Below are 13,863 nucleotides of genomic sequence, written 5' to 3' on the forward strand. Positions count from 1 at the left end.
TTAGCCTCGAGAACCGCGAATCATGTAGCCCACACCGCGCTTGGTATGGATGAGCGGCTCGTGGTTTTCACGGTTGTTGTCGATCTTGCGGCGCAGGTACGAAATGTAGGACTCAACGATGGAGGAGTCGCCGTTGAAATCGTACTCCCACACGTGGTCGAGAATCTGCGCCTTGGACAGCACGCGGTTGGCGTTGAGCATCAGGTAGTGCAGCAGGTTGAACTCGGTGGGGGAGAGGTCAATCTCTTCGTCACCGAGGAACACTTCGTGGGTGTCCACGTTCAGGGTGAGGGCGTCAACGCGCAGTACGGCGTCGTCCTCGTCCTGGACGCTGCGGCTACGGCGCAGAATGGCGCGGATGCGGGCGATCACCTCGTCGAGGGAGAAGGGCTTGGTGACATAGTCGTCACCGCCGGCACCCAGGCCGGTGACCTTATCTTCGGTGGCGTCCTTTGCGGTCAGGAAGAGCACGGGGGTGGTGGTGCCGTTTTCGCGCAGGCGGCGGGTCACCTCGAAGCCGTCCATGCCGGGCATCATGACGTCCAGGACAATGAGGTCGGGATTTTCGGCGTGTGCCTTTTCGAGGGCTTCGCGGCCGTTGCCGGCGGTAACTACTTCAAAACCGGCAAAACGCAGGGAGGTGGCGAGCAATTCAAGAATGTTGAACTCGTCATCGACGACTAGGAGTTTTGCTTCAGCAGACATACTCTATCTTTCTCTCTGAATGGCAGGCTGTATTTGATAAGTGAATGATGTGTGTGAGCTTGCGGCTCAAATCTTTATGCCTTGTTGCGGCGCATGACCGACAGGATGAGTGCGGCCATGAGTGCAATAAAGGCGACGGGTAGGAGGACCAGCGGAATCTGGCTCATGAGGGCGGGCGGCGTTGCCCCAACCCACTTCATCACGAGCATGGCAACTCCGGTGAGCAGACAAAGCAGGGCGAGAATCGCGCCGCCTGCACCGAGCCAGCGGATGGCTCCGGCGTAGGGCAGGGGTGCAGGGGTCTGCTCTGCAGTGTTGCGCTTATCCTGTGCGGGTTCATTACTCATGGATTTAACGGTATCAGCTCACACACAGCTGTTCGTGGGCGAAGCCCCAGATTCAGCGGTTTGAGACCCAAATTCACAGCGTATGTGAAGCTTGGGGGAGCGGCCGCACTGTTTGCGCACGCGAGATGCTTTAATAGGGGTATGTCTGAACAGGTTATTGAACTGCTCCCCGAAACTACGCCCGCTACTGACGCGCCCGCAGAGTCCGTTGTGCCTTCTGCCGCGCCTGAGAGCGCTGACGAGGGTAGCGCTGTACCTGCTGAGACTCAGCCCTCCGTGAACGATTCCGTGAATGCTGAAGAGACTGAGGCGGCTGATGCGCCCGCCGAGGAATCTACCTCCGAAGAAGCTGAACAGAACGAAGACTCCACCCCCGACCCCTTCACCCCGCTGGATGAAGAGGTGGGTACCCCCTCCCTGGGTGTTCCGCACAAGCTGCGCCGCACCTCCAAGGTGGATGAGATTCTTGCCGCCGCAAAAGATGTGGCGTTGCAGGGCGTTCAGGAGATCGCCCCGGCACACGCTATCGGCCTGGTGCACCACGTGCGCGCCGAGGAAGAGCGTCTGAGCACGCACCTTTTCGAGTGCACCCTGCCCGGTTACCGCGGCTGGTTCTGGTTCGCGACCCTCTCGCGTGCGCCTCGCTCCCGCGTGGCAACCATTTGCGAGGTTGGCCTGCTGCCCGGTGACGACGCACTGATCGCGCCGGATTGGGTGCCGTGGGCTGACCGTGTTCGCCCGGAAGACCTGGAGGAGAACGCTGCGCAGGAGAACGCAGAGTCTGATGCACCTGCTGAGGAATCTGCTGGTGAGCCCGTAGAGAACAACTCGGCGGAGAAGGAAACCGCGCAGAACGCTTCTGCCGCAGAGGAAACTGCCGAGGCTGAGTCCGCAGAGTAAGCCTACCGTCTACTCCTCTTAATAAGGGGTGGGTTAGCAAAAGCGTATATATAAGGTGTCTTGAGTCGTCCAATGAGTTTTCATTGGGCGACTCAATGACTTAAGCCGTGGCAAAAGCCGCTGAAAAAGTACATAATAGATTATTGAATTAAGTAACGACTTAGGCAGTGCTATCTAAGCACTGTTGCGGTGATAGCTGGGAGAGATATATGACAGACCTCATCGATACCACAGAGATGTATTTGCGCACCATCCTCGAACTGGAGGAAGAGGGCATCGTCCCCATGCGTGCGCGCATCGCTGAACGACTCGAGCACTCCGGCCCGACCGTTTCCCAGACCGTGGCACGCATGGAGAAGCACGGTCTGCTCACCGTTGAGCCGGACCGCCACCTCGAACTGACTGAGGAAGGCCGCCACAAGGCGGTTGAGGTCATGCGTAAGCACCGCCTGGCTGAGCGCCTGCTCTCCGACATTATTGGCTTGGAGCTTGAGTACGTGCATGAAGAGGCATGCCGCTGGGAGCACGTCATGAGTGACAAGGTGGAGAAGCGCATCCTGGAGATGCTCAAGGACCCCAAGTTCTCCCCGTACGGTAACGCTATCCCCGGCCTGGAGGACCTGGGCCACGTGAGCGAGACGAACGACGAGCGCACCGTGCCCATGTCCCTGGCTGCACGCGACTCTGGCCCCGAGGATCGTTTCACCATTTCTCGCTTCCCCGAGTCCATTCAGACTGATGTTGAGCTGCTGAAGCTGCTGGCTGACGCTGGTATTGTCTACGGCGCTTCGGTGTCCGTGGTTGCTGGCCAGAACGATGACGTGATTGTTCACGCCGATGGCGAAGAGGACACCCTCTCCCTGGATATGGACGTAGCAAACGCAATCGTGGTAAAGCGCGGCGGCAGCCTCTAAGCTCCAGTTTTGAGAGTCTGCTAACCCAGTTCACACTCTAAACGGTGGTATCGCTTCCCTTTATGGAGGCGGTGCCACCGTTTTGTGCACTTGTTGGGGTTGCACAGCCTTGCGGGTAGGCTTTGGGAAGCTGATACGCCTAGTGGACGGGATATTTCAGAGTTTGGTCATGTGTGCGGGCGCATATACTCCTCTCTCAGGGTTTTAGCAACTGCGCTTGAGTGCATTTTTCGCGTTTTTCGCTTAAATCTGAGGTTGAAACTGAGGGAAATGCCGGTACTTGAACGATTTCTGAGAATGGACACTTAAGAGACGAGGCTCATTTTTAAGAGTTTTGAACCCTGTCCTTAAGGGGTGCTGGCGCATTAAAAGCGAATGTGCATCCTTGTGAAATGCCTAGTCAAACGCCTTAAGTTGCTTAAGCTCTCGCAAATAAACGGGGTTCTGGTTGACCAAACTCGTTCCGTTCCGCCGGGGGTGAAAGTCCAAAATTTAAGCCCGAATGAAGTGACAACTGGGAGTTTTCTGTGTATTCTCATTTCTGTGCCCAAATCCTAATCGTAAGAGGGCACCGTCGAAGCGGTTCCGCTGAGTTCTGCCAACGCTTCGATGAACGTCTACCCAATCTGGCAGAAGCGGGGGACCCAATCCCCAAGCTGGGATACGGCTTCTCAATCGAGAAGCCTCGGGGCTAAGTCACTTCGGTGGCCGAGCGAATCCATGCTCGAGCCCGACAGCTCACCTCGTCAGGCAATGGAGGAATTACCAATGGCTAAGAAGATCGTACGTACCGCAGGTGCAACCCTCGCAGCAGGCGCAATCCTGCTCGGCTCGACCGTTCCCGCGAACGCATTCGCACAGATCCCCGCTGCAGCTGATCTGTCCTACGACTACACCAACTACGAGTTCGACTACACCAGCTACAACACCCCCGCAACCACCTACGTTGCACCCCAGGCTCAGGCACAGCAGACCTACGTTGCTCCCGCAGCAGCTCCGGCTCCTGCAGCTGAGACCTCCTACGTAGCACCCCAGGCTGAGGCACAGCAGGCTTACGTTGCACCCGCTGCAGCTCCGGCTCCCGCTGCTTCCTCCGCTTCCACCGGTAACGCATCCCGCGACGCAATCGTTGCAACCGCAATGAGCGGTCTGGGTGGCGCATACGTTTGGGGCGGCAAGACCTTCGGTGCATGGGACTGCTCCGGCTTCACCTCTTGGGTTTTCGCTCAGCACGGCATCAAGCTGACCGCTTTCACCTACGCAATGAAGAACGAGCTGCGCCCGACCTCTAACCCCCAGCCCGGCGACATCGTCTTCCAGAACGGCTACAGCCACGTTGGTATCTACCTGGGCGACGGCAAGATGATCTCCGCTCTGAACCCCACCAACGGTACCCTGGTGCACCCCACCTCCTGGATGTCCGTTGACGGCTACTACACCGCTCTCTAAGCCTTAGCGCATAAGAGCTGGGTCTAGCCCAACATACTTCTCAAAAGGCGCTTACCCCGCACGGGGTGGGCGCCTTTTGCGTACCCGAGAGATTCCACGAAAATACCGCCGAGAACGCACCTTAGTACGGGTGCATTCTCGGCGGTACGTGTTTTAGGTGTATGCGGCTAGGGCGCGAGAGCCTGCAGAAGTCCCTGCGGGTTCTGCTCCCACTCGCTGAGCTCTGCCTGCAGATTAGCCTGCGCGGACTCCTCCCAAAGCTGTAGACCCTCCTCGGAGAGGAAGATGCGCTCGCGACCCAGGATTGAACGCAGGAAGGTCGTACGACCGGTACGGAACGCCTCATCGTCAAAATGGGAGTACTCGCTACGCACCCCGCGCAGGTAGCGGCGGTAGCGTGCCGAATCAGCCGCCAGGATAGCCATATCGGCATCGAGGAAAAACTGAATATCCGCCGGCTCATAGCCTGCCGGTAGATCGGCAGACTCGGGCAGCTCGTGGGTTGCCGTGGCACGCACCAGAAGGCCCACCATCTGCAGCTCGTCACCACTGAGCAGACCCGCGGTAACCAGCGGCTCCAGGGAGATGCTCGCCAGCTGCTCGCTACGGCGCTCATCCTCACCCGGCGCGCCCTCGTACACCGCGTCGTGGAACCACGCCGCCAGAACCAACGCCAGGGGAGTAGAACCCTGCGTGCGGTGTGCGTAGAGGCGGTCCAGATCGGTGAGCATCTGCGAAAGGTGCCCGCTGTGGTGGTAGGTGCGGTGCGGCTGCTCCCACGCCTGTAGCAGGCTCTCACCCAGTTCCGCTACCTGCGCCGTGAGTTGAGCTTGGCTCATGGCAGGAGCCTCCACATGCTTGAGACGGGGTGTATTAAGGCGGGGCGCAAATGCCGCTTCCCAGGCGCGAAGCAGGCGCGGGCGAATCTTCTCGGGGCGTTCCTTCAGGGGAATCCGCAGACCGCTGGCAATGAGCGTGCGAGTCAGCTGTGCACCGCTGAGTTCCTTCGCGCCCGCCCGCACCAGCTCGTCGTAGAGGTGCGCCGGCACGTCGTAGTGGTCGCGGTCGAAGGCACGCTCACTGATGCCCGCCGCGGCGGCGAACTCGTGCAGTTCCGCCAGTGACACATCGGAGATGAGGTGTGAGAAGACGGTGCCGTGCGCGGGCCAGATGGGCGGGTCAATGTAGATGCTCATTCGTACATTGTAGGAGCGGTTCTGCCGCCGGGTGCGGGTGTCCTCAGGCGGTGAACACAGGGCGGTGAACACAGGCTGTGCGGACTCGCGGTGCGGGGTGCCTTATACTGGATAGGTACGCCCTCGTAGCTCAGGGGATAGAGCACTTCTCTCCTAAAGAAGGTGTCGGACGTTCGAATCGTCTCGGGGGCACACAGAATCGGTAGTCACGCCGGTACGAGAAAACCGCCCGTCGCTTGCATTGGCAGGCGCGGGCGGTTTCTCTGTTTCGGCACGTAACGAGCACTCAAGAAAACACGTTGTTATAGCTGAGACAGGTCAATCTTGCCCATCAGCAGGATCTTCTCGCGAGCGGCCTTATCCGCCATCAGCTCAGCAATATTGTGCGGGACAACCTGCCAAGAAATACCCCAGCGATCTACACACCAGCCGCAACGCTCCGCCTCAGGTATAGCCGAGAGCTGCTCCCAATAGTAATCAATCTCCTCCTGAGTACGGCACGAAAGAACTACCGAAACCCCCGGCGTGAATGTGAAATCGTGGAAAGTACCGGAATCAGTAGCCGCCATCCAGGTGCCATGCAGGTTGAAGTCGGTAAACATGACCGCATCTGCCTCAAAGGGGCTACCTTCCGGATAGTGGTACAGGGTGCCGCGGCGGGCATCATCAAACATGGAAATCCAGCCGTTGGTGGCTTCCTCTGCATTGCCGTGATTCGTGCCGCCAAACATGAAAGAAGGCACGACGAAGGGTCGCGGGTCGCCTGCAGGATTGGTAAGCATCAGCTGCCAGGTCATGCCGAAACGATCACGCACCCAGGCGTAGCGTGGGGAGAAAGGATACTCACCCAGTTCCATCAGCACACCGCCGGTACTTAGCTCTTCGTAGAGTTCATCGAGGTATGCTCGCGCTTGCGCCTCACCACCGAAGAGGAGCGGGTCAAAGTTTAGGATGCAACTGATGGACTGGTTCGGGACGTACCGGTCATCACCGTTAATGAGCGAGAGCTGGAAGCCATGGATGCTTAGAGTCGTGAGTCCGGGCACCTGTTCCATGATGGAAGCATCGCGAAAAACCCTGGTATAGAATTGTGCGGCTTCGTCGGCTGAGCCATTGCACCATAGGGCTATTGAGAGGCTCGGAGGTAAGGTCTGGGTCATGCGGTCATCCTAGCATGACTATTCTGCGCCACCGGTGTGCCGTTGCCGATATAGGACGTGCGGCGGATGACCGAGCGGGTGGGAGCCGCGGAGCAAATGCGGTAGCATGGAATATCGAACGTGTATTCTAGGCAGCGAGGTAGATGATGAGCGACAAGCCCGAACAGCAGAAGCAGCCCTTCACCGAACAGGACGGCCTGTTCGCCGCCGAACTCGTCACCCCCGCAGCACCGGTAGCGGATGACGAGCCGCCCTTCGACCCCTACTACGACGTGCCCCCTGCCGAGGACGACTACTACGCCCCTCCCATGGACGCCGCAGTGATGAATGCTCCGGTGATGGAGGAACCCGCACAGGACGTACCCGCCGCCCTGCCCACCGGCATGCCCGCCTACGGTACCCCTGCTACCAGCGCGCCCGTTCCTGAACCCGGCGCACCCGCAGCCTTCACCGCCGCAGACCCGCTCGGCGACTTCATGCCGCCCGCCTACCGCGTCGGTGGCTACGGCGATGACTTCGACCCCGCCGACCCCTACGGCGAACGCGCCCACAGCCTCAACGCCGTGGACCCTACCTCACTCACCGCAGGGCTCAACGAACGCCAGGAAGAAGCCGTGCTGCACTCCGGCTCGCCCTTGCTCATTGTCGCGGGCGCCGGCTCCGGCAAGACCCGCGTGCTCACCCACCGCATCGCCTACCTGCTCGCAACCCACCGCGCGACCCCCGGCCAGATTCTCGCCATCACCTTCACCAACAAGGCTGCCGCCGAAATGCGTGAACGTATTGAGGCACTGGTTGGCCCGCGCGCCAAGCACATGTGGATTTCTACTTTCCACAGCTTCTGCGTGCGCGTGCTGCGCCGTGAGGCCGCCGCCCTGGGTTTGAAGTCCACCTTCACCATCTACGATTCGACCGACTCGCAGCGCCTGCTGAGCCTCATCATTAAAGAGCTCAACCTGGACACCAAGAAGTTCACCGCCAAAGCCGTGGGCAACCGTATCTCCGCGCTGAAGAACGAGCTGGTCAGCGCCGAAGCGTACGCATCCCGCGTGGCGAGCGATAACCCGTACGAGAAGACCATCTCGCAGATTTACACCGTCTACACGCAGCGTCTGCGCGCCGCCAACTCCCTCGACTTTGACGACCTGATTGGCCGCACCGTCTTCTTGCTCGAGAAGTTCCCCGAAATCGCGAACTACTACCGCCGCAAGTTCCGCCACATCCTCGTGGACGAGTACCAGGACACCAACCACGCCCAGTACCAGCTGGTGCGTGAACTGGTCGGCGCCCACACGAAGGCACCGGCTGACCGCGGCCCCTACCCGGACGCCGTGCCCCCTGCCGAGCTGACTGTGGTGGGTGACTCCGACCAGTCCATCTACGCCTTCCGTGGCGCGGATATCCGCAATATTACGGACTTCGAGAAGGACTACCCGAACGCCCACACGATCCTGCTGGAACAGAACTACCGTTCCACGCAGAACATCCTCTCCGCGGCGAACGCGGTCATTGAACGCAACCCCGACCGTCGCCCCAAGAAGCTGTGGACCGCCTCCGGCGCGGGTGCGAAAATCATCGGTTACGTCGCCGAATCCGAACACGCCGAGGCGCGCTACATCACCCGCGAAATTGACCGCCTTGCCGATGAGCACGGCGTGCAGCCCGGTGACGTCGCAATCTTCTACCGCACCAACGCGCAGTCCCGAACCCTCGAGGACATGCTCATGCGTGCCGGCCTGCCCTACCGCGTGGTCGGTGGTACCCGCTTCTACGAGCGTAAGGAAATCAAGGACGCGCTGGCGTACCTGCGCGCCCTGAGCAACCCCGATGACGACGTGAACGTGCGCCGCATCCTCAACGAACCCAAGCGCGGTATCGGTGCCAAATCTGAGTCCGTGGTGGCGGAGTACGCGAGTGCGAACCGCATCTCCTTCTACGCCGCTGCACGCCAGGTAGCCGACATCCCCGGCCTGGGGGCCGCCGCGGTCAAGAAGTACGCCGAGTTCGTGCGCCTCATGGACGACCTGGCGCAGATTGCCCGCACCGAACCCGCCGCAACCTGCCTGGAAGCAGTCCTGGAGCAGACCGGGTACCTGGCGACTCTGCGCGCCTCCAAGGACATTCAGGACGAATCGCGCGTGGAGAACCTCTCCGAGCTGCTTGACGCCATGGTCGAGTTCGAGACCGAGAACCCCGGCGCCGACCTGGAGCAGTTCCTCGAACACGTGGCTCTGGTCGCCGACGCCGACTCGATCCCGAACCGCCCCGCCAGCGCGGAGGGTGAGAACGCCTCCGCCGCACAGATTGCCGCCGAAGCCGCCGAGGCGAAGGCGCAGGGCATGGTCACCCTCATGACCCTGCACACCGCCAAGGGCCTGGAATTCCCCGTGGTGTTCCTGACCGGCATGGAGCACGGCCTGTTCCCGCATCAGCGTGCCCTGACCGATGAGAAGGAAATGAGCGAGGAACGCCGCCTGGCGTACGTGGGTCTGACCCGCGCCATGGAGCGCCTGTACCTGACCCGCTCGGAAACCCGCACCATGTGGGGTAAGAGCCAGTTCAACCCGCCCTCGCCCTTCCTGGAGGAAATCCCGGAGGAGCTCATCGAGTGGAAGCGCACCGCCGGTTTCTCGGGCTTTGGCGCCTCCGGTATGGGTGCGTATGGCGCTCGCGGCAGTTCCTATGGTGGCAGCTCCTACGGCAACTCGTACGGTGGCGGCTATTCGGGTGGTTCCCGTTCCGGCTATGGTTCCGGCGGCTACTCGGGTGGTTACAGCTCGGGCGGGTACAGTTCCGGTGGCTCGCGCGGCTCATACGACCCCTACGAGTCTCGCCCCGCACGCCGCTCCGAGCCGTCCACCGCGGATATTAACGGCTCGGCAAGCTACGGGCTGGCGGCGGCCACCTCGAAGGTGACGAACCGTTCCCGCGTGCACCAGAGCAAGGAAATCCCGACTCTGGCGGTCGGCGATACCGTGCGCCACACCAAGTTCGGTGAGGGCCGCGTGCTCGCCGTTGAGGGTAGCGGCGATAAGACCGTGGCAAAGGTCCGTTTCGGTTCGGAAGAGAAGCGCCTGCTGCTGCGTTACGCGCCGCTGGAGAAGGTGAGCTAACGCGTCAGGCGTGCGAACCTGACAACGCCGATGGAGGGGCGGGTACCTGAGGGTGCCCGCCCCTCTTTTGTGTGCTGTGCCGGGCGTGTTGTCCGCCTGCTGAGAAGGGTGCAGCGGCTCTTCGGCACCAGGTGGTCAAGGTGGCGTGTTCGCCGGTATTTCGCGGCGGATGGGGGAGTGCTAGTTCGGGTTAGTTACCCGGTGCACAGCCTTTGGGTGGAATGTACCCAAAATATTTGTGAGCTGAGTCGCTAAAATCTCAGATTTGGGGCTCTGTGAGTGCGAGCTCACGCCGAATCCGATAGAGTAGAGACGAGAGAAATTCCCCGCGTCAATGATGCGTGTGTGCCGGGTGCGAGAGACACCTATCGCACGTACCGGACACACAGGGGAACCTCCTCTAATGACCAAGCCGAGTGCACCAGTACTCGGCACCACTTCGAAGAAGAAGGACACCTGTGGACCTTTTCGAATACCAGGCGCGCGAGCTCTTCGCAAAGCACGGTGTACCCGTGCTCAAGGGCATTGTTGCGACCACCCCTGAAGAAGCAAAGGCAGCAGCTGAGGAAATTGGCGGCCTGACCGTCATTAAGGCTCAGGTTAAGACCGGCGGCCGCGGTAAGGCTGGCGGCGTTAAGCTCGCAAAGTCCCCCGAAGAAGCTTACGAGCACGCTAAGGCAATTCTCGGCATGGACATCAAGGGCCACACCGTTCACCGCGTGCTGGTCGCTGACGGCGCAGACATCGCCGAAGAATACTACTTCTCCCTCCTGCTGGACCGCGCAAACCGCTCCTACCTGGCAATGTGCTCGGTAGAAGGCGGTATGGAAATTGAGCAGCTCGCTGCTGAGCGCCCCGAGGCACTGGCAAAGATCGAGGTTGACCCGCTGGTCGGCCTGGACCAGGCTAAGGCTGAGGAAATTGCTAAGGCAGCAGGTTTCTCCGCAGAACTGCAGGAGAAGGTTGTTCCCGTTCTCGTCAAGCTGGGCGAAGTCTACACCAAGGAAGACGCAACCCTGGTTGAGGTTAACCCCCTCGTTCTGACCCCCGAGGGCACCATTCTCGCCCTGGACGGCAAGGTCTCCCTGGACGACAACGCAGAATTCCGCCAGCCCGAGCACGAGGCTCTCGTGGACAAGTCCGCTGAGAACCCGCTGGAAGCTAAGGCAAAGCAGTTCGACCTGAACTACGTGAAGCTGGACGGCGAGGTCGGCATCGTTGGTAACGGTGCAGGTCTGGTTATGTCCACCCTGGACGTCGTTGCATACGCTGGTGAGAACCACGGCAACGTCAAGCCCGCAAACTTCCTTGATATTGGTGGCGGCGCGTCCGCTGAGGTTATGGCTGCCGGCCTGGAAATCATTCTGGGCGACGAGCAGGTCAAGAGCGTTTTCGTGAACGTCTTCGGCGGCATCACCGCATGTGACGCAGTGGCAGACGGCATTGTGAAGGCTCTGGAGATTCTGGGCGACGCAGCAACCAAGCCCCTGGTTGTGCGCCTGGACGGCAACAACGTTGCTGAGGGTCGCCGCATCCTCTCCGAGGCGAACCACCCGCTGGTTGTTCTGGCTGAGACCATGGACTCCGGCGCTGACAAGGCAGCAGAGCTCGCTCACAAGGCGTAATCGCCAGCAAAGGATTTCAAGGAAGTAATATGTCTATCTTTGTGAACAAGGACTCCAAGGTCATCGTTCAGGGCATCACCGGTGGCGAGGGTACCAAGCACACCGCACGCATGCTCGCAGCAGGCACCAACATTGTGGGCGGCGTGAACGCTCGCAAGGCTGGCACCACCGTCACCCACAAGGCGAAGGACGGCTCCGACATCGAGCTGAACGTGTTCGGTTCCGTAGCTGAGGCTATGGAGAAGACCGGCGCGAACGTCTCCATCGTCTTCGTTCCCCCGGCCTTCACCAAGGCAGCAGTTCTCGAGGCTATCGAGGCTAAGATCGGTCTCGTCGTCGTCATCACCGAGGGCGTTCCGGTTCAGGACTCCGCAGAGTTCTGGGCAGCCGCTAAGGCATCCGTGGACGAGAACGGCAAGCAGATCACCCGCATCATCGGCCCCAACTGCCCCGGCATCATCTCCCCCGAGGAGTGCCTGGTTGGTATTATCCCGGCGAACATCACCGGCAAGGGCAAGATCGGTCTGGTCTCCAAGTCCGGTACCCTGACCTACCAGCTGATGTACGAACTGTCCGACATTGGTTTCACCACCGCTATCGGTATTGGTGGCGACCCCATCATCGGCACCACCCACATCGACGCTCTGGAAGCTTTCGAAGCTGACCCCGAGACCGAAGCAATCGTCATGATTGGTGAGATCGGTGGTGACGCTGAGGAGCGTGCTGCAGAGTACATCAAGGCAAACGTGACCAAGCCCGTCGTTGGTTACATTGCAGGCTTCACCGCTCCTGAGGGTAAGACCATGGGCCACGCAGGCGCTATTGTCTCCGGTTCCTCCGGTACCGCTCAGGCAAAGAAGGAAGCTCTGGAAGCAGCAGGCGTGAAGGTCGGTAAGACCCCCTCCGAGGCTGCAAACCTGATGCGCGAAATCTTCGCAGCGAAGTAGTTATAGCCTAGCTATATAAATGACCCCGGTAGATAAACATTCGATGTTTGTTTGCCGGGGCTATTTTATCCTCAATTAGTCTTTAGATATAAGGAATATAGAAATGGATATTAGTGTAGAACGCTATCATTACCCGATTGGGCAAGGTACTTTTAGCGCCCAAATAATCCGTACTTCTGAGAAGCGGTATGTATGCGTTTATGATTGTGGTTCATCCACCTTTGGGAATAATATAGAAAAGTATGCTAAAGAATTGCATGGAAAAACTTCTGGGATTATTGATTTATTGGTTATATCTCACTTGGATGATGATCATGTGAACGGGATTAGAACCCTATATAAAGAAGGTTTTTTTATTAAGAAGGTTATAATGCCCTATATGACTAAATGGGAAAGAATATTATTTTTTCTTGATAAGTTTAATAATGATTTATCCAAGGGTAGTAATATGTTTTTAGAGCCAAGGGAACTATATGCGTTTCTTTTAAATAATGGAGGTGATGGTGAAAGATATCTTGAAGTGTCTGACGAGACGGAAGTTGTATTTTCTGGAACTGATATAAGTGTAGAATCTGTTTCCCTAAGGGAGGGGGTAATTTGGGCACCCAGATGGGAATTTGTGCATTTTTCTCTTTTTTCTAATAAGGGGGATGCTTTTGAATGCAGTGTCATTAATGATTTTATGGCTAGGGTTAGAAAAGACTATAAAAATTGGGGAGAACTTCAGTCTAAGGAGACGTTCTCTAAAGAAGAACTAAAGAAGTTGAAGGAGATTTATCATAAAGTCTATGAATCGCATAGGAAAAATAGTGGTGGACGAAGTCGTAAAATACTAAATTCTAATAGGTCGTCTATTATCCTATATAGTGGTTTTGAGCGTGAATCTTTTAGAGGTTATGTAGGGGCGTTTCGGCGATTTAATTTCTCTCCCCTAAAAGGTGTAAATTATAGTTGGATCGCCACTGGTATATTGTGTACCTGTCATATAGGTATATCCAGGCCTATGATAGGACTATTCCATGGTAACTGTTGCAAAAATTATAGTCGTTGTTTTAATTTTAAATACCATAAAATTTGCAAAAAAGAATCATATGAAGATACCGTAATGAATCAATCGGGTAAAATTCCTATTACTGGGTGGCTCGGGACTGGAGATGCTGAATTAAGCAGTACTGATAATTGCTGGGAACTAGTGCATAAATTAGGGATGTGGCGTATGCGCCATGTGCGAGAGATAACTGTCCCGCACCATGGGGGGCATGATGGATCATGTCCGTTTTTATTTAGTCTTCTTAATGAGCAATATGAAATCATCTGCATAATACATTCTCAAATTTCTGGAAAGCATATGAGGCGCAATAAGGTGATTTATGGAAAATATGGGCATCCTATCCGAGAGGTAAGTAAGAATATATGGGAAGCAGGCAATCTTGAACCTGTACATGTTACGGAAGATGCACGTACTAAATATCAGTCAACCACCTGTATTGATATTTCCTGGTAACTA

General features: G+C 57.8%; 11 protein-coding genes, 1 tRNA gene and 1 riboswitch. Of the genes, 8 read left to right on the forward strand and 4 right to left on the reverse strand.

Annotated elements, in window-relative coordinates:
* Together RM6536_RS05015 and RM6536_RS05020 are read right to left on the reverse strand one after the other, a co-directional pair.
* On the reverse strand, nucleotides 1-705 hold the full coding sequence (locus RM6536_RS05015) for a response regulator transcription factor (protein ID WP_060824299.1): 705 nt from the start codon (nucleotides 703-705) through the stop codon (nucleotides 1-3).
* 74 nt (nucleotides 706-779) lie between these two features.
* Nucleotides 780-1,052 carry a hypothetical protein gene (locus RM6536_RS05020; protein ID WP_060824300.1) on the reverse strand — a complete coding sequence of 91 codons (273 nt, stop codon included), beginning with the start codon at nucleotides 1,050-1,052 and terminating at the stop codon, nucleotides 780-782.
* Nucleotides 1,053-1,193: 141 nt separating this feature from the next.
* Between RM6536_RS05020 and RM6536_RS05025 the strand changes: the two genes are divergently transcribed.
* From RM6536_RS05025 to RM6536_RS05035, 3 genes are all read left to right on the forward strand, one after another.
* Entirely contained in the window at nucleotides 1,194-1,952 is a 759-nt protein-coding gene (locus RM6536_RS05025; RefSeq protein ID WP_060824301.1) for a DUF3027 domain-containing protein, read from the forward strand.
* A 209-nt stretch (nucleotides 1,953-2,161) separates the two neighbouring features.
* Entirely contained in the window at nucleotides 2,162-2,866 is a 705-nt protein-coding gene (locus tag RM6536_RS05030; protein ID WP_060824302.1) for a metal-dependent transcriptional regulator, read from the forward strand.
* A 608-nt stretch (nucleotides 2,867-3,474) separates the two neighbouring features.
* Nucleotides 3,475-3,634, forward strand: a riboswitch (cyclic di-AMP (ydaO/yuaA leader).
* Nucleotides 3,635-4,315 (forward strand): C40 family peptidase, encoded by a 681-nt coding sequence (locus RM6536_RS05035; protein ID WP_060824303.1) that lies wholly within the window; start codon nucleotides 3,635-3,637, stop codon nucleotides 4,313-4,315. It abuts the riboswitch before it with no gap.
* A gap of 167 nt (nucleotides 4,316-4,482) precedes the next feature.
* On the opposite strand, the gene RM6536_RS05040 is transcribed toward RM6536_RS05035, so the two are convergent.
* A complete protein-coding gene (locus tag RM6536_RS05040; protein ID WP_049340929.1) occupies nucleotides 4,483-5,511 on the reverse strand; it encodes a DUF4031 domain-containing protein in 1,029 nt (342 codons plus the stop codon).
* A 119-nt stretch (nucleotides 5,512-5,630) separates the two neighbouring features.
* Between RM6536_RS05040 and RM6536_RS05045 the strand changes: the two genes are divergently transcribed.
* A tRNA-Arg gene (locus tag RM6536_RS05045) sits at nucleotides 5,631-5,703 on the forward strand.
* A 110-nt stretch (nucleotides 5,704-5,813) separates the two neighbouring features.
* On the opposite strand, the gene RM6536_RS05050 is transcribed toward RM6536_RS05045, so the two are convergent.
* Entirely contained in the window at nucleotides 5,814-6,671 is an 858-nt protein-coding gene (locus RM6536_RS05050) for a VOC family protein (RefSeq protein WP_049348934.1), read from the reverse strand.
* A 143-nt stretch (nucleotides 6,672-6,814) separates the two neighbouring features.
* On the opposite strand from RM6536_RS05050, the gene RM6536_RS05055 reads away from it, so the two are divergent.
* The 4 genes from RM6536_RS05055 to RM6536_RS09020 all read left to right on the forward strand — a co-directional run bounded on the left by RM6536_RS05055 (nucleotide 6,815) and on the right by RM6536_RS09020 (nucleotide 13,860).
* Entirely contained in the window at nucleotides 6,815-9,784 is a 2,970-nt protein-coding gene (locus RM6536_RS05055) for a UvrD-helicase domain-containing protein (protein ID WP_060824304.1), read from the forward strand.
* Nucleotides 9,785-10,242: 458 nt separating this feature from the next.
* Nucleotides 10,243-11,409, forward strand: a complete 1,167-nt coding sequence (gene sucC, locus RM6536_RS05060) for an ADP-forming succinate--CoA ligase subunit beta (RefSeq protein WP_005504561.1) — start codon at nucleotides 10,243-10,245, stop codon at nucleotides 11,407-11,409.
* A 29-nt stretch (nucleotides 11,410-11,438) separates the two neighbouring features.
* Nucleotides 11,439-12,356: a succinate--CoA ligase subunit alpha gene (gene sucD / locus RM6536_RS05065; RefSeq protein ID WP_005504562.1), complete on the forward strand. Its 918-nt coding sequence runs from the start codon at nucleotides 11,439-11,441 to the stop codon at nucleotides 12,354-12,356.
* A gap of 103 nt (nucleotides 12,357-12,459) precedes the next feature.
* Nucleotides 12,460-13,860 (forward strand): hypothetical protein, encoded by a 1,401-nt coding sequence (locus RM6536_RS09020; protein WP_145974242.1) that lies wholly within the window; start codon nucleotides 12,460-12,462, stop codon nucleotides 13,858-13,860.
* The last annotated feature ends 3 nt before the right edge of the window (nucleotides 13,861-13,863 follow it).

This window comes from Rothia mucilaginosa (assembly GCF_001548235.1).
Classification (GTDB): domain Bacteria; phylum Actinomycetota; class Actinomycetes; order Actinomycetales; family Micrococcaceae; genus Rothia; species Rothia mucilaginosa_B.